Genomic DNA, 25,883 nt, shown 5'->3' with positions numbered 1-25,883 from the left:
TTATTATAAAACAAGGGCTCTAATGTTTACAGAGTCCTTGTCAATCTTTACTTAAATGAAAAAAATTCTCCGTCTGGTCGCGGCCCCATAGCCAAAGACCTTGATCCGCCGCCGAAAAAGGTCCACGTTGACGATGTAGCCGGCAAATTCATTCTGGTGGTCCATCTTTCGGTTTAAGTTCTTGTTATACTTGGTCGTCAGCTGGTGGCTTGGGCCCATCAAGGCTGAGCAGTTGAACAGAACGTACTGGATCCCGTTGATCCGGTACTGGTCTTCCACATGCCGGTGGCCGCAGAAGTAGGCGATGATCCGGGCGTCCTTGACCTTGGTGAAGTCAAAGTCATTGCTTAAGCGGAATTCCGCTGGCACGTCCTTGCTGGAGTGCATCCGGCCCTTTTCCTTCTGGTTGAAGGCCACTAAGAGCTCATGCAGGGACCGCCCGTTGTACTTCAAGGCATTGCCGCCCTTTCGGTTGATCGGGTTGGCGTGGCTGAGCAGGATGACCTGCTTGCCGCTTGACTGCTGCAGGATTTCGATCAATTCCTGCACTTGGTCTTCCCGTACCCCCAGGGTCAATTTGACGTCGTACTTTTTCTGTCCTTTTTCATCCAAAATGTAGGGAATGTCTGACGTGTTCAGACTGATCACCCGGACATGGCCCTGGTCAAACCAGGCCACCCCGTGCTGGCGGGAAACATAGCCCAATTCCCGCTGCCGGTACATCTCCGGCCACATGATCTTCTCAAACTCCCGCTCCGGGAAGCTGGCCTTTAAGTCATGGTGCTCGTCAAACTTGTCGTTTTCATCATGGTTGCCCTTGATCATGAGGTAAGGCACCTGGCTGGACTTAAAGGAGTCCCGCAGCTTCATCAGCTCGCTTTCGCTGATGAGGCCGGCATCAGAACCGTCGATCCAGTCGCCCAAGTGGCATTTGAGGTCCAGGATGTCCAGCTGGTCCAGGTAGGAAAACTCTCTGACATGCATCAAGCCGTTCCAGCCATAGAAGTCCAGACTGTCGACGTTCTTGAAGTGGGTGTCGGTAATGACCCCGATATTGACGGAGTCGTCGCCTTCCCTGATTTCCTTTTTCACGTCGGAGGCAAAGCGGGTCAGGTAGTCTTCCACGACATAGCGCCGGCCCGTTTCCCGGCTGCGGAAAGCCTTGAAGCGATTCAGTTCCGGCACGAATTTCCGGTCGTATTCAGCAGCCAGGCTGTCGGTGTTTTCCGGACTGAGCGCCTGGTGCAGGATGCCCTGGTCATCTTGGTAGACCGTCAAGGTAAACGGCCGGCCGTCAGGCGTTGCGTCGCGAGCATCGACATGGTACTCCCCTACCGTCAGATACTTCTGCATGGGATCCAGGAGCTCGCCGCCATTCTTTTGCACGGCGCGCAATTTGGAAGCCCCAACTGCCTTGTCAATAATTCCCTTTGTGTATTTAAACAGGTCCATTTCTACCCTTCCAAAAAGCCTAAAATCACAAAAAGCCGGGCCTCCCCCGGCTCTCAATTATAGATTTTCTGCTAAAGCGTGTGCCGCCAAGCCCAGGGAAAGCACGGCATCCTTGGACAAGACGTTGCGCAGGTCGGCAGCGGCGATGGCTTCAACCGCCCCGATGACCTTGAGCCCGTAGACCAAAACGTGCATGTCGGTTCTTGGCACGTAGTTGCCTTCGACATAAACGTTTTCGTGGTTGTAGGTCAGGTTGATTTCGTCCTTGTCAACGAAACCATCCACGTGGTTGGTCAAGATGCGGTCATGCAGGTCGCCCAGCTTGCCGGTCAGATTAGTTAGGGCCAGGTAGTGGTCACTTTCAGTTTCATAGTATTCATCTTCGGTCCGGTCGAAGTAATTGCTGATGGGATCGTTCAAGACGCCCAAATCATCGATGGCCTGGTAAACCCGGCCGGTATCCAGCTTTGCTTCACCGTTAAGAATCTTGTCTTGAGCTTCAGCCAACTCGTCAGCCAGCTCCATGGTAGTTAATTTTTCCATGTTGTCCTCCTTGCAATCTTACCCTAATTATAGCAAAAAGTCGGTCTGGAATAGCTTTTTGATGTGACCCCCAAAATTGGGACAATTTAGTATTACGCCGTTAAGGTTGTTAAAACATGATTCCGATATTCAATCGGGGTCATGTTTTTTCGTCCTGTCTTGATTCTTACGTTGTTGTAGTAATCGATGTATTTGTGAATAGCTTGTTCAAGCTCATTTAAGTCCTTGTATTTATGTTCTTGGCCGTAGAACATCTCCCGCTTAAGAATGCCGAAGAAGCCCTCCATTAAGCCGTCATCAAGAGAATTACCCAACCTGGACATGCTCTGATCGATCCCTCTGTTAGCCAGAGCCGCTTGATATGCTTGGTGCTGATATTGCCAGCCACGGTCTGAGTGGAAAATAAGCCCGTTAAGAGCCGGGTGCTTCTCAAATGCGTCATCTAGCATAGTCATCACTTGCTTAAGGTCTGGGTGCCTAGAAATGTTGTAGGAGATGATTTCTTGGGTACAACCATCGATAATTGGAGAAAGGTAGAGCTTTTGATCTTTAAGATGGAATTCAGTCACGTCGGTAAACCAATGTCTGTCCGGAATAATTGCGTAAAAATTGCGCTTGATTAAGTCTGGCTTGATCTTGCCTTGAACGCCGTAATAGCTGCTGTATTTACGTTTCTTGCGGATTGCGATGGCGAATAAGCCCATCTTTTGCATGAGCCTCTGCACCTTCTTATGGTTGATCTCATAGCCTTCCCGGCGAAGCTGTCCGTAAATTCGCCGGTACCCATAGCGTCGGCTGTGTTCAAGAAAGATCTCTTTGATTCTATCCATCAGCTTCTGGTTACCAGAATCCTTATCAGGCTTATGGATTTGGTAGTAGTAGTTACTTCTTGAGATATGAGGCAATCCAGGGTTGGCATTGATAACGTCGATAATGTACTTAACGCTAAGCCGCAATTCTTGCCTTAATTCAGTGATTGCACGAGCTAATTTTTCTTTTCTTGGCTCTTCCGTTCTTGAATTAAGGCCTCCAATTTTTTTATGTATGCAAGCTCGACTGTAAGCCTCTTTACCTGCTCTTCCAGCTCTTTGATCCGTTGTTTGTCCTTGCTTTTGGGCATTCTTGGGTGGTCTACCTTTCTTCTTGGTAATGACAGTATACCCGTTTTCTTTGAAAGAGCGAAGCCAATTTGCAAGAATTCCTGTATTTGTAAGCCCTAAGTCTAAGGAAACCTGCCTAAGAGCTTCACCACCTAGCAGAACTCTATCAATGGCAGCAAGCTTGAAATCAGCAGTATATTTCTGTTGTGGGCGATCCAAAATGTCTTCGCCATGCTTTTGGATCAAGTCTACCAAATATTGGATTCCTCCGCGCTCCATCCCATATTTTCGGCTGAGGTAGGTGCCTCTTCTATGATCGTCTACCCATTCGTGGTAAATAGCGAGTTTGATTTCTTTAGTGTATTTAGTCATGAAAATAACCCCCGAAATTAGTGTCCTAATTTCGGGGGTCATATCATTTTTTACTTGGGCAAAGCGCTTTTTTAAGGATAAAAAGAGTTTCCTAAAAATAATGACAAAAAAATTAAAGTCCATCTGGTATTTTTTAAGTTATTTGCTATAATTAGTAATATCTCTTAGATCAGTAGTTTAGCTGCATCTATCTGGCTGTGTCGTAATATATGAGTTTTATAAGAAAAAGAAGGCAAAAAAATATGAGAAGCAAGAAACTTTTAGCCAGCTCAGCCGTAATCTTAGCCAGCGCGGCCACCTTAGCCGCCTGCGGGTCAAACAGCTCACAAACCAGCGCCAAGAAGCAGACCCTTACTTGGATGAACACCGCGGAAATGGCGACTTTGGACGCCTCCAAGGCAACCGACCAAGCATCTTATGAACAAATCAACAACGTTGAAGAAGGGCTCTACCTTTTGGGCAAGAACGCCAAGGTGCAAAACGCCCTGGCCACTTCCACCAAGAACAGCGCTGACGGGAAGACCTGGACCTTTACTTTGAGGAAGAACGCCAAGTGGTCCAACGGGGACCCGGTTACGGCCCAGGACTTCGTCTATTCCTGGCGCAGAACCATCGACCCGAAGACCGCGTCTGAATATGCCTATTTGTTCTCCGGCATCAAGAACGCTGACGCGATCGCGGCTGGCAAGAAGAAGCCAACTGCTTTGGGGATCAAGGCTGACGGCAAGTACAAGCTGACGGTTACTTTGGAAAAGCGGATCCCTTACTTCAAATTGCTGATGGCCTTCCCGCTCTTCTTCCCGCAAAACCAGAAGTTCATTGAAAAGGCGGGCTCTAAGTACGCAACCTCATCCAAGTACATGATCTACAACGGGCCATACAAGCAAGTCGGCTGGACTGGGTCCAACCTGACCTGGAAACTGGTCAAGAACGACAAGTACTGGGACAAGAAGAGCGTCAAACTCGACACGGTCAAGTTCAGCGTGCAGAAGACTCCTTCAACTGACTACAACCTTTACCAAAGTGGCAAGCTTGACGCCGCCTTCCTGGATGCCCAAGCCACCAAGTCTTTGAAGGGCAAGACCGGCTACACCCAGCGCAAGATGTCCACGACCCAGTACCTGTCCTACAACACCAAGAAGCACCCGGAATTCAAGAACAAGAATCTCCGCTTGGCTATTTCCATGGCCATCAACCGGAAGGAACTGGCTTCAACTCTGGGCGGGGCAGCTACTCCGGCGACGACTTTTGACCCAGAAGGCATGACGACTGTTAACGGCAAGGACTACACTGACACGGTCAAGAACGCCGCTACTGAAAAGGCAACGACTTACAATGTCACTGAAGCCAAGAAGCTCTACAAGCAAGCTTTGAAGGAAACCGGCAAGAAGAAGATCTCCTTCACTCTCCTTGGCGACGACGACGATACGGCCAAGAAGGCAGCGGAATTCGTCCAAAGCCAACTGGAAAACAACCTGGGCATCGACGTGCAAGTTCAGAGCATCCCGAAGAAGACCCGGCTGACCAGAATGATGAGTGGCAACTTTGATGTTGTTTCAACTGGCTGGAACGCCGACTTCTCCGACCCAATCTCCTTCCTTGACCTGCAGACTACTGGTGCTTCATACAACTACGGCAAGTGGTCAAACAAGACTTACGACAAGTACGTGGCTGCTTCTAAGACGACTGGTTCAGATGCTGACCGCTTCAAGGACCTGGCCAAGGCTGAACAAGTTCTGCTGGAAGAACAAGGGGTTACCCCACTCTACCACCCAATCGAAGCCTGGATGGTCAAGCCTAGCGTTAAGGGCGTGATCTACAACGGCGCCGGGGCAAACTACAGCTTCAAGTACGCTTACCTGAAGTAACAAGCAGCAATAGCGATAGAAAACAAACACTAGATTACAGACAACAGACTAGAAACAAAGAAAAGAGGCTCGCGTTACGCGAGTCTCTTTCTTTTGCCTAAGGAAGGCAACAATAGTAAGAAGCAAGTAATGATGATTGTCACTGTTAAAGTAATAACGCCATGGTTAAAGTCGATGGCTTGATTGTTTACCTGCTGGGCCAAGCTGTTTGAGCTGACGCTCAAGCAGTTAAGATAAGTGCTTGGCAGCCATTGAGCAACTTTAGTCACTGGCACAATAACATATACACACAGGTTCAAACCGACCGTCAGCAAGAGCACGATCAGTAAAGTCGGGAACTTGTCGCGGATGATTTTGGCAATAAGTTCCGTCAAGCTGGCCAGCTGGAGGAGCAGCAAGAGCTGCAGGCAAAGAGCCGGAGCCAGCAAGCGCCAGCTGGCAATGTAAGCCGGATAGCTTTTTCCGCCATGCCAGTGGTAGACCAAGTATGGGTAGTCCCAGCTGCCCAGGCCGTAGAAGAGGCTGGCCAGAATAAAAGCCAGAAGGTTGATCAGCAAAAACATGCCAAGCAAGGTCAAGAAGTTGGCAGCAATTTTTTCACCCAGGCCGGCCAAGCGGCTGCCTGGCAAAAGGCTGGTCAAATCATATCTCTGCCGGTAAGAATCAGTCGCCAGCTGAGACAAGATAAAGACACCAATCAAGGCAAAAACGATTGGCAAGTAGGTTTCGTTCAAGTTAAACAGGAACTGAATGCCTTTTGAAGGCTGCTCAGTCTGATAAGGCTGGGGATGCTTCTTTAAATAGGAAAACAAGAGAGTTTCCTTATTTAGTTCTGCAATTAGCTCTTGATCTTGTCCTTGATCCGAATCCACAGATTGCTTAATTTCTTGTACATCAACAAGTTTATGTTCATAAACTTGCTGCCATTTTTTCTCTTTGAGCAAGCTCATCAGTTCTTGATTTCGACGAATCTTTTGCTGGTTTACTGTTATGTCTCCCTTAATCTGCCGATATTTAGCACTTGATTTCGCAGATTTTTCTAGACTCTTTTGCTGTTTGCTCACAATATTGTTTCCTTGAGCAATGCTTTCAGCTGTCTGTGCCTCCAAAGTCAGTGTCCGTGAATTTCTGGCATTCAGATACAAGACGCCAAAAGACAGGGCCAGAGCCAAAGTCATGCAGATTAGGGTCAAGTTGCTTTTAACTGCCTTCTGCAGTCTAAAAATCATGTACGACATCAGACTCAACTTCTTTCAAGCTTCCATTCATCAGCTGCAGGCGCTGACTTTGAAAAGCACGAACCTCACTTGCATAGTGGGAAGTCAGCAGAATTGTCTTTCCCTGCTCAGCTTCCTGGGCCAAGCGTTGGTAGAGCTGCTGGCGGCTGGATTCATCCAAACCATTGGATATTTCATCCATCAGCAGGTATTTGGCCCCGCTGGTAAAATACATCGCGATTATCAGCTTTTGCTTCATCCCGAGAGAGTATTTCTTGATTGGCAGTTTGGCAAACGCACCCACGCCCATAAAGTCCAATTCTTTTGCTATATCCACGTTAGAATGCCACTTTTTCTGCACCAATTTTAAGTAGTCCAGGGCATTCAAGCTAGGATTCAGCCAGTCATTGCTCTCAAAAAAGAAGATCTGGTCGCGGACCTGCTCGTAAGGCCGACCATCAAATTCAATCTGCCCTTGAAAAGGAATCAGATTTGTCATCGCTCTCAGCAAACTAGTTTTACCAGCCCCATTTTCAGCCGTAATCTGATAGAAGGCTCCATCAGCAAAGCTGTAGTTGCAGTTGGTCAGGATCGGCTGCCTGGTTTGCAGAGTCAAATTCTGCAGCTTCAACATTTTGTTTCCCTCCAAAACTTAATAATCCGTTTAATATATTATAAGGTTAAGTCACTTGGTAAATCAATTAATTATGTAAAAAAGTTGAAGCTTATGAATTAACTATTAACTTTTTTGCCCTCTCTTAAAAAATAAAAAAAGCCGTGGCAATCGCCACAGCTTTTCAAAGAGTTATTATTCAGTATTTTTTAGACCAGCTTCTTCCGGATAGCACCAGAGATCCAGTCGATGACCACAACCATAACGATGATCCCCAAAAGGATGATCCCGACCCGGCTCCATTGCCGGTAGTTCAAGGCGATGATCAAAGGATAGCCGATACCACCGGCACCAACCAGACCCAAAACGGAAGCGGACCGGACGGACACGTCAAAACGGTAAAGGGTGTTGGAAACGATGGCTGGCATCAAGTCAGGCAGGGTTGCAAAAACTGCAACGTTGAACTTGGACCCGCCGACCGCCGTAATAGCTTCAGCTGGACCATCATCCAAGCTTTCAATCGCTTCTGAGAACAGCATGGCCAACATCCCGACTGAGTGGAAACCCAAGGCCAGGGCACCGGCTGGAGCGCCTGGGCCAACGGCCTTAATGAACATCAAGGCCAGAACGATTTCCGGGAAGGATCTGATGAAAGTCAAAACGATCTTCCCACTTTCAGATACCCAAAACTTCTTGTGCCGGGTGTTGGCAGCCCAGAAAGCAAAAGGAACTGAAATGATGGCGGAGATGAAAGTACCCAGGAAGGCAATACACAAGGTCTGCCACAATTGGGAAACCAAGTCTTCCCCGCTGCCGTTATAAACATATGACCAGTCCGGGTGGAAAAGACCATTGAAGATCGCCCCGGTAATCTGGCCGGCAGTTGGCTTGATCCCGCCGAAGTCGATGCCCGTGCAGGACCAAATGATGATGGCGATGGAAATGATCCAGCCGCCCCACTTCATGGCTCTGGACTTGGCCGTCACTGGTTTTGGTGGTAATTTCTTCATTGTCGTATCCATTAGCGCATCAAAGCCTCCCTTGCTTTAGTTGAAACAAAGTCGATGACCAAAACAACCAGGAAGACAACCAGGATGATCATCCCCGTTTGGTTGTAGCTGAACATGTCCAAAGTGTTCTTCAGCTGCAGACCGATACCACCGGCACCGATGTAACCGAGGATCGTAGATGCCCGGACGTTGATTTCAAAAGCATACAGGGCGTAGCTGATGAAGTAAGGCAAAATCTGCGGCATAACGGCAAACATGATGTTGTTCATCCCGTTGCCCCCGACTGCCTTGATGGCTTCACTTGGACCTGGATCAATAGTTTCGATGGCTTCGTAGAAGAGCTTGACCACAACACCGAAGGTGAAGACGATCAAGGCCAAGATACCGGCAACAGGGCCGATACCAACGATGGCAACGAAGATTGAACCCAAGAGCAGGTCTGGGATAGTTCTGATGATGTTCATAATGAAACGCAGAACACCGGTAATTACCCGGTTGTGGACAATGTTTCTGGCAATCAAGAGTGAGTAAACGAAGGCCAAAAGGGACCCGATAACCGTACTGATGATGGCCATCTTGATCGTTTCCACCAGGTAAGGAATGGCAGTGCCGGCGTATGACCAGTCCGGCTGGGCCATCTGCACGAAGATTTCCGCGAACTGGTCAAAGTTGGCGAAAAATTCCGGCAGACTTGTCTGCGTGTTGTTAACAGATAAAACCAGACCCAGGATCATCAAGATGACCCAGACCCAGTTCCACATCTTAAACTTCTTTTTTGGAAGTTTTAACATGTCGCGGTCAGTTGCTGACATTGTTAGTCTTCCTCCTTACCCTTGCCGCCATTGTAGATGTTGTCGAAGACGCTTTGCGGCGTGTCTTCCATCTTGCCGTCATATACGATTTCCCCGGCCCGGACACCGATGACCCGGTGGCCGAATTCCTTGGCCAATTCAATTGAGTGCAGGTTAGCCACGACCGTCATATCATACTTTTCGTTCAGCATCTTCAAGTCTTCCATAACCTGGCGGGAAGTCTTCGGGTCCAAAGAAGCAGTTGGTTCGTCGGCTAAAATAATTTCCGGTCTTTGGGTCAAAACCCGGGCAATAGCCACCCGCTGCTGCTGACCACCGGACAACTCGTCAGCCCGAGAGTAGACCTTTTCAGCCATACCAACGCTTTGCAGGGCTTCATAAGCTCTTTGCTTGTCTTCGTCAGTAAAGAGGTTGAAAGTCGTCTTCCAGGTTGGGTAGTAAGCCAGCCGGCCAGCCAAAACGTTCCGCAAAACGCTGGAACGCTTGACCAGGTTGAAGCTTTGGAAGATCATCCCGATCTTGCGCCGCATAAGGCGCAGGTTCTTGCCCTTGGCCTTGGTGATTGACTCACCGTCAATCAAGATGTCACCTTCAGAAATGTCGTGCAGGCGGTTGATGGCCCGGAGCAGAGTAGACTTGCCGGCACCGGAAAGACCAACGATTACCACGAACTCACCCTTGTTGATTTCCAGGTTGATGTTCTTCAAACCAACGGTACCATTGTCGTAGACCTTGGTAACGTTCTTCATTTCGATCATCGGCTGTTCTGCCATGAATAATAACTCCTTAAATAACTAAATTTGCTTTTTCATTGAAAATCGTGTCCTACGTAAAGCGGGGCACGATTTCACTATAGTATTCAGTTGATAGTCTTTGTGATATCAATGACTACTTGGTAGCAGCCATCTTGTCGTACTTGCGGACGATGTCGAAGTTTGAGTCCTTTGAAGGGGTGTAGCCTTCGTGGCTGTAGATGCTTTCGATAATCTTCAAGCTCTTCTTGTCATCGCGCAGAGATTCGAAGGCCTTGGACAGCTTCTTGCGGAAGGAGCTGCTCATGTCTGAACGAACTGAGATAGTGTCGTTAGGGATGCCCTTAGTGAAGTAGATTGGAACAACCTTCTTCATGATGTTTGGTTGGTCTGCCAAAACAGTGTTACGTGCGTCTTCGAAAGTGAAGGCAGCGTCGACGTCCCCGTTAAGAACGTCAAGCACGGCTTGGTCGTGGCCAGTTACAGTTACCAGGTTGGCGTTGCCCTTCTTAGTCAAGTCCAGGCCCTTTTCCTTCAATTCAGCGATTGGGAAGATGTAGCCGGCTGAAGAAGTAGCGTTTTGAACGGCAATCTTCTTGCCCTTCAAGTCCTTCCAGCTCTTGATCTTTGAGCCCTTCTTAACCAGGATTTCTGCCCGGTAGAACTTAACCAGCTTGTTGGTTGCCTTACCGCCTGGTTGCTTTACCCCGTAACGGAGAGCTTGCAGCAGAACGTCAGCAGCCTTTTGCTTGTGGGCCAAAACGTAACCATCTGGTGGCAGGAAGCCAACGTCAACCTTCTTTGACTTCATGGCTTCGACAACCGTGTTGTAGTCGGTTGACATTGAGATCTTAACCGGAACGCCAAGCTTCTTGGAAAGGATCTTTTCAAGCGGCTTAGCCTTGGCTTCCAAAGTGGAAGCAGCTTGACTAGGAACAAATTGGATCGTCAAAGGGTGTGACTTTGATGGAGTGTAGCCCTTTGATGAAGAAGATGATGACTTGCTTGAAGAGCAAGCAGTTGCCAGCACGGCAGCAGCAACAGTTAAAGCACCAAACAATGCTTTCTTGAACTTTTTCATTATTTCCCCCTGAAAAATGGTTAATGAAAGTTAAAACAGTACAACAGCAGCATAAGGGATGAGCCTGAAAGCAGCCAGAGGAAGGCACACACAAAAGCTTCCTCTATCGGCGGCTCTCACACTCATGCATCTCATCGGAACGACAGCTAGGCGAATCTCGCTTCTGTGTTCTGGAACAATTCTACCAGAAATATTCGGGTTTTAGCAAGCTTTTTTCGGTTTTTTTACCCAAACTAATTGATCCGGTCCAATTTTGTAAACAAAAAGTTAATGAAATAGCGAAAAATTACACAAACTACTAACTTAATCGGCTGAAATCCGAACAAAAGTAAAATTCTAGTTAAATAAACAAGAAATAAAAGAACGTTTGGAAATTGTTCCAAACGTTCTCTTTTTAAGCTATACTTTTATCAGCCAGCTTACTTGGCAGGCATGTTGTTGACGTCAGTTCTGACGATCAAGACATCGGCCATGGCGTGCTGGTTGACGTATTCGGTAACTGACCCCATCAGCATCCGCTCAACAGCGTTCAAACCGGTGGCGCCCATCACGATCAAGTTGTTGCCGTGGTCCTTGACGAAGTCGTAAGAGATGATTCTCTTCGGGCTGCCGTAACGGATGTGGTAGTCAAGGTCGTCAAAGGCCAGGTTGTCGTGGGCCCATTGCTTAAGGCTCTTGAGGTATTCCTCTGAGTCTTGGGTCATTTGGTAGATCGTGTCGCCTGAGATCAAGGTGTCCTGCATTTCGCCCATGAACTGCCGGGTGTCGATCACGTTCAAAACATCAACGTGGTAGCCGTTGTTGGCGGCAATCTTCACGGCCTTGTCAAAAGCACGTTCAGCGGATTCAGATCCATCGACAGGTACCAAAATTTTGATTTTTTCTTCAGTCATAGTGCTCATCTCCCGTACTATCTACGTATTTCGCTTATCTATATTTTAACATAAGTCACGGTTTAGTAATGCGCTTTCGCAAAATTGTTACATCTTAAACTTGCAAGGGAGCATTTTTTAAGCGGGATGAAAAAATCAGTCAATTGAAAAACAATTGAAAGAAAACAGAAAAGACAGATATATATAAATAAGAAAGGATTTAACCATGACTTCATTAAAGCAGCAATTGCTGGCCGTTAAAGCCGGCCGGAACTTCCGTGAACTGGGCGGCTACCAGACCGTTTCCGGCAAAAAGATCAAGATGCACAAGCTGATCCGGAGCGGGCACTTGGCCGACCTGCTGGCCGAAGACCAGGAATACCTGCGCCGCTACGGGCTCAAGTATGACATCGACCTCAGAACCAGTTTTGAAAGAAAGAAGCAGCCGGACCGGAAGATCGCAGGTGTTGAGTACTTTGCCGACCCCGTTTTCGATGAGGACTTGACCAACTCCACCATGAGTATTTCAGACATGGCAAGAGAAAGCCAGGATCCAGGCTGGGGCTACCAGCGGATGCTGTGGGCCTACAAGAACATGGCGACCGGGAAGAACGCCAACAAGGCCTACCAGCACTTGTTTGAAGTTCTCCTGGCTAATGAGAAAGACGGTGAGAGCGTGCTTTTCCACTGCACGGCCGGGAAAGACCGGACCGGTTTCGGGGCAATCTTGATCTTGACAGCCTTGGGCGTGCCGATGAAAACGATTGAAAAGGACTACCTCTTTACTAATGAAGTAATCAAGGACTTTGTCAGCCAGCTTTTGGCCAAGGAAAAGGCCGCCGGAGCTGATGACAGCCTCCTGGCGACCTTCCGCGATTTGCAGACCGTGCAGCCAGCCTACTTCAAGTACCTGCTGGACGTCATCAACCGGGACTACGGCAGCATCAATGCCTACCTTCACCAGCAGATCGGCCTCTCTAATGCTGACCTGTTGGATTTGCGGACGATATACCTGGAGAAATAAGCTAAATAAAATTTAGATTGACATGCCTTTTTTGAAATGCTATTATTGCACATAGTCTAGATTACTTATACACATTAGTATTAAAAATAAGGGAAAACAAAAAGTAATTACCAAGCATCTGGCAAGCCAGATGCTTTTTTAGGAGGAGCAACATGATAAAACAACAGCTTATCCGGCTCAGCAAGCGCTGGCAGGGCTGGCTTGCCCTGGCCATTGGCTTTGCCATAATTTTCCTGCAGGCCCGGACTATCTCATCTGCAAATGCGCATTTTATCAACAGTGCCTATGTCCATTTAACTGGTTTTGACTATACCGGGCTCGGCAGCCGCAGCTACTATGTTATTCTGCCTTTAACTGCTGCCTTAGCCGCCGGCAGCACCATTGCTGAAGATAAAAAGCAGCACTTTCGCGAAATGCAGCTCAGCCGATTTCCATTAAATAAATACTTTGCCAGCTGTTCAGCAAGTTCTTTTATTTTTGCTGGTTTAATCGCGGTTTTGCCGCTCATTTGTGAGGGGATCTTTTTCTTTAGTCAATACTCCCTGGCTCCCTTATCCCGAAAATATGAACTAACGCCAATCAACCCTGGCGGCTGGAGCGCAGGTCTGTTCTACTCTCATCCAATTGTTTTCTGGCTGCTTGGCTTGCTTATCGTCTTCATTTTTGCAGGTCTCTTGAGTCAGCTATCACTCATTGCTTCAGCTTTTGGTCTGCGCAATGGATTGGAAGTCATCGTTCCTTTTGCCATCACGCTGACCAGCAGTATTCTGCGCGACTTCAGCGGTTTTGAACCGCTCTCTATTCCCAGCATTATCACCCCAACATTCAGCAATGAATATCCCTTCACGGTCTTTGGACTTATTGTTTATTCCATCTTAATCCTCGCTGTAGTTTGGGGTGGTTTCCTAATAAAGGAAAGAAACGATGTTCTTGATTAAACAGCTCTTAATCATTCAAAAAAGGCGGCTGCTGATCATCGCGGCCGTCTTTTCGCTTCTCCTGCTTGCCCTCCTGTTTGCCGAACCAGCCGGCTCTGCTGCCAGCCTTCAGCTACTGGAAGCCAACCTGCTTTTTCCAGTAATTTCTTTATTCAGCGGTTTAACAGCAGCATTTTTCCCATCAAAAAATGACCCATTGGCCCGGGTTCGCTGGAAAAGTCCTAAACGCTGGCTGACCTGGAAGCTGACTTGGCAGTTGCTCATATCATTTGCTTGTGCAATTTGGTCAGCCTTCCTGGCAGCCATTGTTTTTTCCAGTAGCGGCAAGATCGAATTAGCTAGCAGCCTGCTTTCCATCTGGCTGCTGTTGCAAAATCTTTGTTTAACGCAAAGCATAGTTCTTGTCATCTGGCTGCTCATGCCACACGGCAATTTATACCTGCTGACTTGCCTATGCTATCTGGCAGCCTGGCTTTTCTTCATGTCAGCCTTCTCCAAAAACTGGCTGAGCCTGTTGACCGGAACTGCCTTTGCTGGCCAGCCACAAATTTTGTTCTACTTTAGTCGCTTGGTCTGGGGCGTAATTTTGCTGCTATGGTTCTTAGCTGACTGTCTGCTTAGCCAGGAGGAAATCAAATGAGACTTCATTTTCATAATCTGAAGCGGCGGCAACTCTTTTGGGCAGGCATTTTGTTTGCCTGCCTAGTCTGGAATTTAGCCAATCCATTTTCCGGCAACCGCAATCCATTTGATGTAATGCAGCTGCCCGATCTGACCGTTATCAGCGCTAATCTGGCTTGGATCTGCTACTATGCCCTGGCTGAATTGCTGCTCTTGCCGGAAATGAAGAGCAGCCTGCTGATACTTAATCCTTTTGTTTATGTCAGGCAGGCTGACCGACGGCGTCTTTTTCGAGCCAGTCTAATTAAAATGCTGCTGTTTACAGTTAGCTACAATATCCTGTTTTCACTAGCCCTGCTGTTCTGTTTCGGTTTTACCGCTTGGATGCTGCTTTTGCGGATTTTGGCGCCAGCTAGTTTGAGCCTTTTGGCTTTCAACCTGCTCTTAACCAGTCTATTGCTGCTTGGCAGGGACTATGCCCTGCCGGTCGTCATTGGCTGCGGACTGGCTATCCTGGATCTTGTAAGTAAGAAAAACTTAATTTTGCTCGCCAATATCGCTGCTTTTTCCTACTTCTTAGAATTAATCGTGATATTAACCTTGGCTGCTGTTCTTTATTACATTAACCTGCAAACAGAACTTCTGTAAATCAAACGAAAGGGAAAAATATGTCATACCTTACTCTCAATCATGTTTCCAAGACAATTAAGGGCCAGCCGGTCTTAAACGATATCAATTTATCTGTCGAAAAAGGCGAAGTTGTTGCTTTCACTGGCGACAACGGTTCTGGCAAAACCATGCTTTTACGCGCCATCTTAGGCTTTGTCAAAACTAGCGGTGAAATCAAGCTAGCCGGGCAATCGGTTCGTTTTAATCAACAGTTGCCAGTAAACTGCGGCACAATCATCGAAACCCCAAATTTTATTCCTTACTTGACAGCACTCGAGAACCTAAAGAACCTCGCGGCCATCAACAATACCATCAATGAAGCTGAAATTATTGAAAGCATGAAGATTTTCGCCTTGGATCAAAAAAAGGACTCTAAAGTAAAGTCCTTTTCCTTAGGCATGCGGCAAAAACTGGCCATTATTCAAGCTGTTATGGAGAAGCCTGATCTGCTGCTTCTGGACGAACCAACGAATGGTTTGGATGCTAAAGCTATCCAACTTTTTATCTCTTTGATCAAAGAAATGCAAAAGCAAGGAACGACTACCCTTTTGGTTAGTCATGATCCTCTGCTATTGCAGAATTTACCGCAAAAAATTTACCATTTGACGGATGGGCAATTAGACCAAAGTCAGAATTAAAATCCCGCATCCCACAGGGCAGAGTACAAGCCGGCAGGATCAGTCTGGGCAAAAATCCGGCTGAGGGCTTCTGGTTCAGCCTGGCTGAGGAAGGTCATGGTTCTGGCCAAAAGTTCAGCTTGGCCGTCCGCCTTTTGGTCCAGCAGCATGAAGCAAAAGCCAACTGGCAATTCACGGCTGGGATCGACCATGCTCTTGAAGCTGACCGGGTCCAGCAGCTTAATGGGAACGACCCGCTGCTGCTTGACGAAGCAGCCTTCCGTATGCGGAAAAGCCAGGTTGGGGAGACCCGGGGCCAGATTGCAGCTGGCCAGGCCAGTCGGAAAATCCTCTTCCCTGTCCACCACCTGGTCTAAAAAGCCGGCCGCTACCAGCCCCTGCTCCAGCAGCTTTTTGTAGACTTGGGCAAACATGTCGGCCCGGTCTTCGGCCCGCAAAACAAAACAGCTTTCCGCTTTTAAGAGTTCTTCAGTCACTTTTTCCACCCCTTTTTAAAAATACAACTACCCTTATTATAAGCTATATAGCGCTGGCCAACTTGACTGGCGCTTAATTTTTGACTAGTCAGCCGGGGCGGAAAATGGTAAAGTTATTCTAGAAAAAGAAACACAATATCTCGCAACAGACATGAAAGGAATACAAGATATGCCAAAAAAGACGATCTACTTCGGTGCCGGCTGGTTCACTGACCGCCAAAACAAAGCCTACAAGGAAGCCATGGAAGCCCTCAAGGAAAACCCAACGATTGACCTGGAAAACAGCTACGTTCCCCTGGACAACCAGTACAAGGGTATCCGGGTCGACGAACACCCGGAATACCTACACGACAAGGTTTGGGCTACAGCCACCTACAACAACGACTTGAACGGGATCAAGACCAACGATGTCATGCTGGGCGTCTACATCCCTGACGAAGAAGACGTCGGCCTGGGCATGGAACTGGGTTACGCCTTGAGCCAAGGCAAGTACGTCCTTTTGGTTATCCCAGATGAAGACTACGGCAAGCCGATCAACCTCATGAGTTGGGGCGTCAGCGACAACGTGATCAAGATGAGCCAGCTGAAGGACTTCAACTTCAACAAGCTGCGCTTCGACTTCTACGAAGGTGCCGTATATTAAAAAAGCTACATCTAACAAAAAGCCTGCCTTCCGCAATCTTGGAAGACAGGCTTTTTCTCTTTTCTAAAACTCCCGGGGGGCTTTTAAAGCATTTGGCACAAAGACTTCGGCTCTAAATTCTCCCCCGCCGCTGGCGAGCGCGATTTTCGGGCTAAAAGTTAACCGCAGGCGGCCGTGGTAAGGCTCCAAAAAGGATTTGACCTTGCCTAAGCCAATCCCCGTCCGTCCGTTTGCCGCAACACTATCCCCTTCTGGCCCGACCTTGACCCCCTTATCCGTTTGATTGGCTACGGTCAAAAGCATGGTTTTCCCGGAAAATTTCAGCACTGCCTTAACCTGGTGGTCTGCCGCCAGTGAGGCTGCCTGGCAGGCATTTTTCAAAAGATTGCCGGCAATAATGCACAGATCCAGCTGCCGCAAGGCTAAGTTGCCGGGAATCACCCCAGTCCAGCTGATTTCAACCTGCGGATACCGGGCGGCCAGGTCACCAATCACGGCATTGATTCCGCTGTTACCAGTATCGATCAATTGCCGGGTCATCTGGCTGCTACCAACCAAGTCGTCAATATAGGCAGTCAGTTCCTGATACTGGCCGGCATGAGCCAGGCCCTGCAGGCTGACCAAGTGCTGGCGGGCATCGTGGCGGAACTTCTTGGTTTCTTTCTCCCGGGCCAAAAGCGATTCATAATAGTTTTCCTCAGCTTGGAGCAGCTGCTCTTGTTCACTCATCTCGCCTTTTAATTTCCAAACCCTAAACTGTCCTTGTAAAAGAGCCATGTCCAGCCAGACGGCAGCTCCAGCCAAGCAGGCCTCTAGCACTGGCAGCTGCTTTTGCAGGCGAAGATAGGCTTGAAAACGACCTGCTGTCAGACTCGCCGCGCCCAAAGCCAGAATTTCCAGGAAAACAAACAGCCACTTGGCCTTGTCCGGCCAGCTGGCAAAAACATTTTTGACCTTAGGCGCCAAAAACAGGTAAACGAAAGTCAAAGCTATGGCAGCTTCAAAAATAAGATCAGCCGCGCCAACTTCTTGACGGCGGAGCAGCTGCTTTAGACTCAGATCCAGCAGGCTTAAAACCGCATAGCTGCCCAGCTGGCTGAGGTCTTTTTCCTTTAATGGCCCCAGCAAAGTCCGTCCCAAAGCAAGCAGGGCATAGATCAAAGCTTCATTCAAAAGTCCCAGCTGGGGACCGGCCAGGCAGTAGGCCACCAAACCAAAAAAGTAAATCCCCAGCAACCAGGCCGGCCTGATTTTCTCGGCAAAGAGATAGGCAAAAGCCAGATAAAGCTTGCTGAACTGCAGCAGGATAAAAGCCGTGTTCAAAAGCGTCACGGCATCGATAGACAAATTCATATTATGCTCCAAAATCACAGCGGCTGGGCATAAAAGCGCAGGTAGTCAAGCCAGGCAGCTTCAACAGCTTTGACCTGGCGGCGGGGAAGCAGGATTGGCTGCTTAAGGCCGGCAAGGTAGAGCTGATTATGCTTCAGATCACTGATATGCTGGTAAGCCACGATGTATTGCCTGCTCACCCGGCCAAACAAGGCGCTGTCCAGTTGTTTTTCCCAATACTTCAAGGGTTCTGGGCTGATTACTTTTTTGTCAGCCATATAGATGCAGCTCTGGTCTCCCAAACTTTCCAGCAGGCGGATTTCATTTAAGGGCAGAGCAGTCATTGCCTTGTCCGGCAAAGGAACTGCCAAGAGCTGCCTGGCCAGGATTTCCTGGTAAGCAGCCCGCAAAACCAAGGCAATATCCTCCTTCTTCCAGGGCTTGAGCAAGTAGCGGAAGGCCTTCACTTCGAAGGCGGAAGGCATATAGCGGTCATAAGCAGTTAAAAAGACCAGCAAATCGCCGCGCTTATCACGGCGCAGGCGGCGGGCCGTCTCCATTCCGCTTGTGCCAGGCATTTCGATGTCCAGGAAAATCAAGTTGTACTTTTTCCCTGCTTCAAGCAGGTCATCCCCGCTCGCGTAGCAGTCGACATGTGCGGCGTTTAGCTCCATGACCAGCAACTGCCGCAAACTCGCGCGTTCTTTTTCCTCATCGTCGCAAACCGCTATCCGCAGGCCCAGTTCCTCTTTCATCCTCTTCTACCCTTTCCGGCCAATCATCCGTTTAACTTCTGTTTTGCTCTTTTTGCTCAAGAGCTTTCCATATACCAAAGTATACAGCAGGATAAAGGAAAACTGGCAGATCAAAAGCCCAGCAGGACTTGCAGCGTAAAGGACAAGCAAGATAGCCGTGACCAGAAAACAAACAAGCAGCGCTAAGGCAGCCGCCACCGCGGCAGGCGGGAAGATTATTCTCCACTTGTGCCCACTGGTAAACAAGGCGAAAACCTTGGTCCGGTTGAGCTGAACCCAGGCAGCAGCTTGATAGTTCAAGATGCTGGCCAGCAAAAACAAGAGCAAGGCGCTGTTCAGCAACTCCCACAAGCAGCTCTTTAAGTAGAGCTTGGCCAACTCCAACTTGCTTTGGGCGAGCTGCTTCAAGCGGAAAGGCTCTGGCGAGTAAATTTTTGTCAAGCCGCGCCGCTTTAAGGCAGGAATAAGCTTATCTGACCGGATAAAGAAGAGATTGCCCGTCGACAAAGCTGGATATAAAAAGCCATGCATGTCATAAATCTGGCTGGGCCATTTGCTGTAGATGATCAAGGGATTGCGGCAAAGTTGAAAATCTTGCGTTTCATTTAAAGCGGCCAGCTTTTTCCGGCTGGTCAACAAGTGCATCCCTTTCGGCACGGTTTGCCGCTTTGCGGTATTAAGTGGCAAGATTCTGCGCAAGAAATTCCGGCTTTCTGCTGGCAAGTCGGCCAGGGCAACTTCCTTTAGGTCTTGGCGGCTGATACCGGCCAGCTTTAAAGCCTGGTCATTGACAAAAACGATGTGGTCATATCCCCCTAATTCAGCTTTTGACGTTTGCATTTGGTCATCCATGATTAGGGACAAAACCGCGTTGCCTTGCCGCTCTTCATCTTTGATGAGCGCGAGTTCAGCCGGGTAATGATCTCTTTGGTCCAAGCGGCCATCATCATCAAAACTGACGGCTGCTGGAACTTGCTGCCATTTTTCCTTTGACTGGTAATTTTCATAGGCACTCTTGGCCAGTAAGGCCGCTTGCGGCAGGGACCAGGCTAACAGCAGCAAGGCTGATACTTGCAGGCAACGCAGGGCGATTTTTCCTTGATTTTTTCCAGAACCGCGGCTGACGCGAAATTTGTCCGGCAGCTTCATCAGCAGCAGTGAACAGAAAATCAAGACCAGTTCAATCAACAGTAAAAGAGCAGAATTGCCTAAAAAACTTTTTTCACGAAAAATCAGACCAAACAACAAAATACCAAGCAGGCTGCCATCAAGGCTCCAAACAAAGAGACAGGTAAAATTATCCAGACAGATTTCCAACCTGCTGATTCCGGCCAGCAGGCGAATAGTATCTTTGCGATAGCCAAGCTGCAAAGGCAAAAGCAGGCTTGTGACGTATAAAAGCAGGCTGCAGATCAAAGGCAGCCGGTCTACTGCATCGCGGCCGGGTCCAAGAGAATACAGAAAGACAAGGGCGAAGAGCAAACTGGAAGCGGCAATGTTGATTCTATTACGCATGGTCATTCTCCCAGACAAATTCGCGCGTCACACTTTTGCGCCAGGTCTTCATCGTGGGTGGCGATAAAGACGAGCGCGCCTGCCTGTGCCTGTTTTAAAAGCAAATCAGTGACCAGCCGGCGGTTGGCCGCGTCCAAAGAAGCGGTCGGTTCATCCGCGTAAATCACCTGACCCTGTTTGTATAAAAGGCGGGCCAGACCCAGACGCCGCTTTTCCCCGCCAGAAAGCACGGCTGCTTTTTCATGAGCTTGCGTTAAACCAAGCATTTTCAAGCAATGCAAGGCTTGTTCCTGGCTCTTTTTCGCCTTAGTCAAAGAAACGTTGTACAGCAGGCTTTCTTCATCGATGATTCCAGCATCTTGATAGAGAAAGGCCGCCTTTTCCCGCCAAAATTTCTCCCTTTTCCCTTCCGGCCAGCTGCTGGCATTCTCGCCATTGATCAGAATTTTTCCCTTGCTTGGCAGGCTTAACAAGCCGAGCAGGTTGAGCAAAGTGGTTTTGCCAGCGCCGGACCGGCCAACCAGGGCAACTGCTTGCCCGCCATTTGCTTGAAAAGATAAATCTTGAAAAAGCAGCTTGTCTCCTGTTTGCGCCGTAATCTGATCGGCAGAAACACTTATTCCTTTCATCGCGCTACATCCTCCTTTGTTTCAACACCGTAATTCTATCCCTAAAAAAAGTTCCAAAACCGCAAATGCCGTTGAATGGTCATCTGCGCCGGTGAATGGCAGCAAAAAAGCCCGCTGACCAGCAGCGAGCTTCGCTATTATTCTTCCCAGCGAATTTCCCCATTCAAGTAGGTCTTCGCCAGGGACATGTCATCCTTCAAAATCAAAAAGTCAGCAGGCAGGCCCGGACGAATTGCCCCGCACTTGTCCAGCAGGCCTTGGCTGCGGGCCGGGTTATAGCTGGCCATCAAAACAGCCTCTTCCTTGCCGGCCAGCCCCCAGTCAACCAGGTTCTTTACCCCGTCCTTCAGCTGCAAGACGCTGCCGGCCAAGTTGTCGCCATCCTTCAAGCGCGCCATCCCGTCCTTGACGTATACCGGCAGTTCCCCCAGCATGTAGTCGCCATCCGGCATCATCCCGGCTTCCATGCAGTCAGTGATCAAAACGATATGATCCTTGCCTTTTGCCGCCAGTAGGGCCTTGATGGCGCTAGGCGTGACGTGGTGACCATCCGCAATCAGTTCGTTATCCATGTTCTCTAAGGCCATGGCCGCGTTGGCGATATTTGGCCGGTTGTGGGAAAAGTCCGGCATCCCGTTAAAGGTGTGGGTAAAAATCGTTGCCCCAGCCTGAGCAGCTGCCTTAGTCTGGTCGTAGCTGGCACTAGAGTGACCCAAGGCCACCTTGACTCCCCGGCTGACAGCATAGCTTACGAATGCTGGCGTTCCCGGACGTTCTGGCGCAAGAGAGATCTTCTTCAGCATCCCCTTTGACGCTTCCAGCCACTTGTCCAGTTCTGCCGGGCTTGGGTCCATCATGTATTTTTGATTTTCCGCCCCCGCGTGTTCTTCCGTGAAAAATGGGCCTTCAAAGTGAATCCCTTGAATCTTAGCTCCGCTTTCTTCTCCCTGGTGAGCAGCCAGCATCCGGCAGACTTCAGCCAATTGCTCACTGGACGCGGTCACTGTCGTTGGCAGCCAGCTGGTTACCCCGGCACTCAGCAAGGCTTCAGACAGACGGTTGATCCCCTCCCAGTCGCTCTTCATCACGTCTTCTTTAACAGAGCCGTGGATGTGAGTATCGACATAGCCCGGTGCCACGCTAAAGCCAGTGTAGTCCACCGCGTCCGGCACTTGGCTGCCTTCTGGCAGGTAGGCCCCGAATTTACCATCAACAATCTCTAAATAGCCGCCTTTTTCCCGGCCATTTGGCAGGTAAAACTGATCAGCATGAATGTAATAGCGCATTTTTTCTCCTTAGTAAAACAATCTTTTTCTTCTATTATTCTTAACTCTGTAAGCCTTTTAGTCAATGCTTTGCTAAAAAATGAGCAAAAATAAAACTGCCTGTCTTAGGCAGTTAAAGATCAGCTATTGGATTTTTTGAAGAAAAAGCCCTGCGACCGGACCAGGTCTTCAGCAACTTTCTTCTGCTCATCCGTCAAATTGTAAAAACTTAGCCGCAAGCCGCCTTCAAAGAGCATCAATGCCAAATTGTCATGATCCTGCAAGGCAATTTTTAAACCAAGTGTTTCGTTCACACAAAAACGCTTGATGAGCTTGCTCAAGTCCGGGTATTCTAATTGGCTTAGAAGATCTTGATGACGCAAGGCGTTCAGCCGGTCATCACCGTAATCCACATCATGCAAATAGATTTCCGCGTCATAATAGCTGACCAGGCCCAAAATAATGAAAGAAAGCTTTTTAGAAAAAGATTTATAGTACTTTTCTTGAATAAATGACTCAAACTCATCAAATTTATCATTTCCAGCTTGAAAGGTTACAGGGAAGAAATCAAGGTAATACCATTTGCCTTCATTCTCTTCGTCATCTTTCGCCAGAATATCATCTAGTTTATTTTCCAACAATTCTACCCCTAAATCTGCCTTCATCTAACCCAAAGATAAACACAGGCAAAAGCCCAGCCGAATCAAAGTTAAAAGCAGGATGATCAGCCAGCTCTTCTGCAGCTTCATCCCTGCCCAAGCGGCTAAGCCTGTTAACACAACATACACCAGCAATCCGAGCAAAAGCTGCCAGCTGAAGGCCAAGAATAAAATAAGGAGGTTGGGCCAATAAGCTGTTGCCAAACCTGGACTAAGCAATTGCCAGATGGCGCGGTTTTCTTCTTTCGCTGACAATCGCCGCACCTTCATGAAGACCCACACTTCCTGCAAGTCTTGCTGGCAGGAAACAAAGATCCACAGCTGCATGGCCAAAAGGCCAAGGCCACACAAGATAGTGACTGGGGTGAGCAGGTAGATCCCATAGCTGATCTGCCCTGCCGCTGCTGCTTTCTGCGGCCCCTGGACTTCTAAAAGCCAGACCTCCAGCAGACTGACGACCGCGCTTAATTGCAGAAATTGTTTGTTAATTTTCATTTTGAGTCAGCACGCCTTGCTCTAAGACATAATGCTTGTTGTAGTTGATGCCTGGCACTTGATCGTGGGACGCGATCACCACGCTCCGCCCTTCTTTAGCCAGGTCATTGACCAAGTCCGCGAAAGCCAGCAAAGAATCCGCGTCCAAGCCTCTTGACGGTTCATCCAGCAGAATCACGTTCTGCTTTTCCATGATGGCCTGGATGATCCCGGCCTTCTGCCGCATCCCAATTGAATACTTGCTCATGCGCTGCTTGCTGGCTAAATCCAAGCCCAGTCTTTGACAAAAAGTCTGCGTGTAGTCATAGTCAAATTCATGCTTGAGCTTGGCCAGAAAACTCAAATTGCTCTTCAAGTCAGCAAATTCCAAGAAACCAGGGTTTTCAATCAAGGCGCCAATTTCATCTTTTTTGCCCAAAGTGCACTTCCCGCCAGTTGCCTGGTAGATGCCGGTAATTGCTTTAAATAAGGTAGATTTTCCGCAACCGTTTGGCCCAGTGATGTGGGCCAGGTCGCCTGGCTCAAGGGTAAAGGTCGCGTCCTTGATTACTTCCTGCCCTTGAAAAGACATCTGCAAGTGGTCAACTTCTAACATTTCTTTCCTCCAAAAATTATCAGCTTAATCGTCCTACAAACTGCCAATAGCTCTAAGCGCACCATAAAGAGGCCCAAGCTCAATTAAGTAGTGATATAAAAGTGGCAACAAAGTAGCTGCCGCTAAAAGCGGCCAGCCATTTGGCAACGTAAAGCTATAGGCATACAAGGACATTGTCAGCAGCAGAATCAAAAACTTAGCCAGCAGAATGATGATCGTCAGCCGAAACTCAGCTGGTCCTGCAATGCGGGCTCCAAACAAAAAACAAATCGCAAGTTGGCTTACGTAAAAGAGACTAGCAGTCAGCAGATTAAACTGAAGAATTTTTACATAAACCTTAGCAAGCGACTGACGTAATTCGACTAGCTCCCGGCTCTTTCTAAGAGCCAAGTCATAGCCCAAAATGATCAAGCAAGCCGGTAGCTGGATTAAGTAGGTGTAAAAGCCCGCCAAACCAATTCCAAACAGATTTTTTATCGGTGAGATGACAGGAGCAATAAGCGCTAAAAAGAGCATCATCCCCCAGACAGTCTTGGCTTTCGGATTCCAAAAAATCAGCTTCATTAATCCAGCAGTCCTTGCCCTGCTCTATGCATATAAAGACGCGCAAACAAAACAGAAAGGCCAGCATAAAAAATCAGGCTGACAAGCGGATATACAATTGTAACTCCCATTAGTTTTCCATTAACAGTCATGACACCTGGAGCCTGTATATTGCCAAAAAGCAGCGCGTATGCAAAATCATAGAGAACCGGAATATTCGTTTGAGCAATGACTATTGGAAGAACTGAACCAGCAAAACTGACCAGCAAGGCTACAGGAATCACCAAAATCGTCCGTTTGACAAAGAGACAAGTACTATAAGTCAATAAAGCCCAAATTCCCCAGCCCAGTGCTGAAATAACAGTATAAATCAAAAATTGTAAGCTTGCATTTTGGTTAAAAAGCGTAAAAGAAGTTTCTGATTGCTTAAAAGTAAGAGAAAAATCCAGATATCCGAACTTGACTGATACAAGCAAAAGTTCCATAGCGGTCAGCAATAAGCGGTACACGGCAGCTAGCACAAAAAGCTGCAGCCCCTGCTTGGCCCAATAGTTTCTCCTATTTACACGGGTCAAAGCGCTGCTGTCCAAGTTGCTGTTCTTTTGATAGATTAGCATCCAGCTGACGATTGCTGGGAATAAGGCCAAAAATAATACAAAGTGAATTATCGACTCATATCCACCCGCGAGCTGCGAGTTATAAAACAGTTGCCAAGCCAAATTCGAACTAGGCTTAAGCATCTTATTTGCCTCAATAGCGCCAAGCTGGTTCTGTGCATCAACCAGTGTCAATAAGGCTAATCCACCGAAAACATAGCGATTCTTTACTAAGTTCATCCCTTTCACCTACTTTTTATCCGCACTAAAGTGCAGTCTTACATTGCTGTAGTTGGGTTCGAAATTAGAAGATCTCACTGCCGCACGATAATGCTTATTTTTCACGCCAGTGTTATTGCCCCCTCTAGTTGTTTTATTTTTTTGCAAATTAGTTTCCGCTGATCGTGTTTCACCAACATTATTCACTAATTTAACTTTATAGCCAAAAGAATTTGGCATAGCATCACCATTAAATGACGCGTACTGGCTATTAGTTGTCTTCAAATTTGACTTTTGAGTTACACCCCATTGCCCCCAGCCGGGTACTCCAGTTGTTCCAGCGGTCCATGTTGCAGCACCAACTAACCCAGTTACTGATAATAGTGACATTGCAATTAACCCTGCCGTCAATAATTTTGCTTTTTTCATTACATTTTCCTCCTTGTTTTATAAAAAATAACCTATTTTTTCTTTTTGATTATATCATTATTTGTTTTTTTGCGTCAATGTGAAAAAGAGTTTTTTGTTATATATTATGCTTAACAAGCGCTAAGTATTTTCAGCTTTTTGCTAAATATT

General features: G+C 47.9%; 29 protein-coding genes. 7 read left to right on the top strand and 22 right to left on the bottom strand.

Annotated features, from left to right (window positions below; translation table 11 throughout):
* Window positions 1-51 precede the first annotated feature (51 nt).
* The 3 genes from ACYVUU_RS01175 to ACYVUU_RS01165 all read right to left on the bottom strand — a co-directional run bounded on the left by ACYVUU_RS01175 (window position 52) and on the right by ACYVUU_RS01165 (window position 3,467).
* On the bottom strand, window positions 52-1,452 hold the full coding sequence (locus ACYVUU_RS01175; RefSeq protein WP_484499714.1) for a metallophosphoesterase family protein: 1,401 nt from the start codon (window positions 1,450-1,452) through the stop codon (window positions 52-54).
* A gap of 57 nt (window positions 1,453-1,509) precedes the next feature.
* The gene (locus tag ACYVUU_RS01170) at window positions 1,510-1,995 is read right to left on the bottom strand and encodes a hypothetical protein (protein ID WP_416721351.1); all 486 of its coding nucleotides are present in this window, start codon (window positions 1,993-1,995) and stop codon (window positions 1,510-1,512) included.
* 92 nt (window positions 1,996-2,087) lie between these two features.
* Window positions 2,088-3,467, bottom strand: a complete 1,380-nt coding sequence (locus ACYVUU_RS01165) for an IS3 family transposase (RefSeq protein ID WP_484499678.1) — start codon at window positions 3,465-3,467, stop codon at window positions 2,088-2,090.
* A gap of 242 nt (window positions 3,468-3,709) precedes the next feature.
* Between ACYVUU_RS01165 and ACYVUU_RS01160 the strand changes: the two genes are divergently transcribed.
* Complete coding sequence (locus ACYVUU_RS01160; RefSeq protein WP_439774782.1) at window positions 3,710-5,335, top strand: peptide ABC transporter substrate-binding protein; 1,626 nt, start codon at window positions 3,710-3,712, stop codon at window positions 5,333-5,335.
* Window positions 5,336-5,409: 74 nt separating this feature from the next.
* On the opposite strand, the gene ACYVUU_RS01155 is transcribed toward ACYVUU_RS01160, so the two are convergent.
* From ACYVUU_RS01155 to ACYVUU_RS01125, 7 genes are all read right to left on the bottom strand, one after another.
* Window positions 5,410-6,147: a hypothetical protein gene (locus ACYVUU_RS01155; RefSeq protein WP_484499713.1), complete on the bottom strand. Its 738-nt coding sequence runs from the start codon at window positions 6,145-6,147 to the stop codon at window positions 5,410-5,412.
* Window positions 6,148-6,553: 406 nt separating this feature from the next.
* Window positions 6,554-7,186: an ABC transporter ATP-binding protein gene (locus tag ACYVUU_RS01150; protein ID WP_484499712.1), complete on the bottom strand. Its 633-nt coding sequence runs from the start codon at window positions 7,184-7,186 to the stop codon at window positions 6,554-6,556.
* 188 nt (window positions 7,187-7,374) lie between these two features.
* Complete coding sequence (gene phnE / locus ACYVUU_RS01145) at window positions 7,375-8,187, bottom strand: phosphonate ABC transporter, permease protein PhnE (protein WP_484499711.1); 813 nt, start codon at window positions 8,185-8,187, stop codon at window positions 7,375-7,377.
* A complete protein-coding gene (gene phnE / locus ACYVUU_RS01140; protein ID WP_439776191.1) occupies window positions 8,187-8,987 on the bottom strand; it encodes a phosphonate ABC transporter, permease protein PhnE in 801 nt (266 codons plus the stop codon). The genes phnE (ACYVUU_RS01145) and phnE (ACYVUU_RS01140) overlap by 1 nt, the downstream gene beginning before the upstream one ends.
* A 2-nt stretch (window positions 8,988-8,989) precedes the next feature.
* Window positions 8,990-9,760, bottom strand: a complete 771-nt coding sequence (phnC, locus tag ACYVUU_RS01135) for a phosphonate ABC transporter ATP-binding protein (protein ID WP_484499295.1) — start codon at window positions 9,758-9,760, stop codon at window positions 8,990-8,992.
* A gap of 115 nt (window positions 9,761-9,875) precedes the next feature.
* A complete protein-coding gene (locus ACYVUU_RS01130) occupies window positions 9,876-10,820 on the bottom strand; it encodes a phosphate/phosphite/phosphonate ABC transporter substrate-binding protein (protein WP_439776189.1) in 945 nt (314 codons plus the stop codon).
* Between the two features lie 419 nt (window positions 10,821-11,239).
* Complete coding sequence (locus ACYVUU_RS01125) at window positions 11,240-11,713, bottom strand: universal stress protein (RefSeq protein ID WP_439776188.1); 474 nt, start codon at window positions 11,711-11,713, stop codon at window positions 11,240-11,242.
* 205 nt (window positions 11,714-11,918) lie between these two features.
* Between ACYVUU_RS01125 and ACYVUU_RS01120 the strand changes: the two genes are divergently transcribed.
* From ACYVUU_RS01120 to ACYVUU_RS01100, 5 genes are all read left to right on the top strand, one after another.
* Window positions 11,919-12,716, top strand: a complete 798-nt coding sequence (locus tag ACYVUU_RS01120) for a tyrosine-protein phosphatase (protein WP_484499710.1) — start codon at window positions 11,919-11,921, stop codon at window positions 12,714-12,716.
* Window positions 12,717-12,868: 152 nt separating this feature from the next.
* Entirely contained in the window at window positions 12,869-13,654 is a 786-nt protein-coding gene (locus ACYVUU_RS01115; protein ID WP_484499709.1) for a hypothetical protein, read from the top strand.
* Window positions 13,641-14,294, top strand: coding sequence for a hypothetical protein (locus ACYVUU_RS01110; RefSeq protein ID WP_484499708.1), 654 nt, complete (start codon window positions 13,641-13,643; stop codon window positions 14,292-14,294). The genes ACYVUU_RS01115 and ACYVUU_RS01110 overlap by 14 nt, the downstream gene beginning before the upstream one ends.
* Entirely contained in the window at window positions 14,291-14,923 is a 633-nt protein-coding gene (locus tag ACYVUU_RS01105) for a hypothetical protein (protein ID WP_439774970.1), read from the top strand. Before ACYVUU_RS01110 ends, ACYVUU_RS01105 begins: the two co-directional genes overlap by 4 nt.
* A 20-nt stretch (window positions 14,924-14,943) precedes the next feature.
* Window positions 14,944-15,582, top strand: coding sequence for an ABC transporter ATP-binding protein (locus ACYVUU_RS01100; RefSeq protein WP_484499707.1), 639 nt, complete (start codon window positions 14,944-14,946; stop codon window positions 15,580-15,582).
* Here the strand turns inward: ACYVUU_RS01100 and ACYVUU_RS01095 are convergent.
* A complete protein-coding gene (locus tag ACYVUU_RS01095) occupies window positions 15,579-16,058 on the bottom strand; it encodes a PTS sugar transporter subunit IIA (RefSeq protein ID WP_484499705.1) in 480 nt (159 codons plus the stop codon). The genes ACYVUU_RS01100 and ACYVUU_RS01095 overlap by 4 nt on opposite strands.
* Before the next feature lie 169 nt (window positions 16,059-16,227).
* On the opposite strand from ACYVUU_RS01095, the gene ACYVUU_RS01090 reads away from it, so the two are divergent.
* A complete protein-coding gene (locus tag ACYVUU_RS01090) occupies window positions 16,228-16,701 on the top strand; it encodes a nucleoside 2-deoxyribosyltransferase (protein ID WP_201330142.1) in 474 nt (157 codons plus the stop codon).
* 63 nt (window positions 16,702-16,764) lie between these two features.
* Here the strand turns inward: ACYVUU_RS01090 and ACYVUU_RS01085 are convergent, their stop codons facing one another.
* From ACYVUU_RS01085 to ACYVUU_RS01035, 11 genes are all read right to left on the bottom strand, one after another.
* Window positions 16,765-18,054, bottom strand: coding sequence for a GHKL domain-containing protein (locus ACYVUU_RS01085; RefSeq protein ID WP_484499704.1), 1,290 nt, complete (start codon window positions 18,052-18,054; stop codon window positions 16,765-16,767).
* Between the two features lie 14 nt (window positions 18,055-18,068).
* A complete protein-coding gene (locus ACYVUU_RS01080) occupies window positions 18,069-18,788 on the bottom strand; it encodes a LytR/AlgR family response regulator transcription factor (RefSeq protein ID WP_484499703.1) in 720 nt (239 codons plus the stop codon).
* Between the two features lie 6 nt (window positions 18,789-18,794).
* Complete coding sequence (locus ACYVUU_RS01075) at window positions 18,795-20,303, bottom strand: hypothetical protein (RefSeq protein ID WP_484499702.1); 1,509 nt, start codon at window positions 20,301-20,303, stop codon at window positions 18,795-18,797.
* A gap of 2 nt (window positions 20,304-20,305) precedes the next feature.
* Window positions 20,306-20,932, bottom strand: a complete 627-nt coding sequence (locus tag ACYVUU_RS01070; protein ID WP_484499701.1) for an ATP-binding cassette domain-containing protein — start codon at window positions 20,930-20,932, stop codon at window positions 20,306-20,308.
* Between the two features lie 137 nt (window positions 20,933-21,069).
* Window positions 21,070-22,218: an N-acetylglucosamine-6-phosphate deacetylase gene (gene nagA, locus ACYVUU_RS01065; protein WP_484499699.1), complete on the bottom strand. Its 1,149-nt coding sequence runs from the start codon at window positions 22,216-22,218 to the stop codon at window positions 21,070-21,072.
* A 119-nt stretch (window positions 22,219-22,337) separates the two neighbouring features.
* Complete coding sequence (locus ACYVUU_RS01060; protein WP_484499698.1) at window positions 22,338-22,835, bottom strand: hypothetical protein; 498 nt, start codon at window positions 22,833-22,835, stop codon at window positions 22,338-22,340.
* Between the two features lie 27 nt (window positions 22,836-22,862).
* Complete coding sequence (locus tag ACYVUU_RS01055) at window positions 22,863-23,351, bottom strand: hypothetical protein (RefSeq protein ID WP_484499697.1); 489 nt, start codon at window positions 23,349-23,351, stop codon at window positions 22,863-22,865.
* Window positions 23,341-23,946: an ATP-binding cassette domain-containing protein gene (locus ACYVUU_RS01050; protein ID WP_484499696.1), complete on the bottom strand. Its 606-nt coding sequence runs from the start codon at window positions 23,944-23,946 to the stop codon at window positions 23,341-23,343. The genes ACYVUU_RS01055 and ACYVUU_RS01050 overlap by 11 nt, the downstream gene beginning before the upstream one ends.
* A 33-nt stretch (window positions 23,947-23,979) precedes the next feature.
* Window positions 23,980-24,510 carry a hypothetical protein gene (locus tag ACYVUU_RS01045; protein ID WP_484499695.1) on the bottom strand — a complete coding sequence of 177 codons (531 nt, stop codon included), beginning with the start codon at window positions 24,508-24,510 and terminating at the stop codon, window positions 23,980-23,982.
* The gene (locus ACYVUU_RS01040) at window positions 24,510-25,325 is read right to left on the bottom strand and encodes a hypothetical protein (RefSeq protein ID WP_484499694.1); all 816 of its coding nucleotides are present in this window, start codon (window positions 25,323-25,325) and stop codon (window positions 24,510-24,512) included. Before ACYVUU_RS01040 ends, ACYVUU_RS01045 begins: the two co-directional genes overlap by 1 nt.
* A gap of 9 nt (window positions 25,326-25,334) precedes the next feature.
* Window positions 25,335-25,733 carry a choline-binding protein gene (locus ACYVUU_RS01035; protein WP_439776097.1) on the bottom strand — a complete coding sequence of 133 codons (399 nt, stop codon included), beginning with the start codon at window positions 25,731-25,733 and terminating at the stop codon, window positions 25,335-25,337.
* Between the last annotated feature and the right edge of the window lie 150 nt (window positions 25,734-25,883).

The sequence above is a fragment of the Lactobacillus sp. WILCCON 0058 genome (genome assembly GCF_057198005.1).
This window is presented reverse-complemented; position numbering and strand designations above follow the sequence as displayed.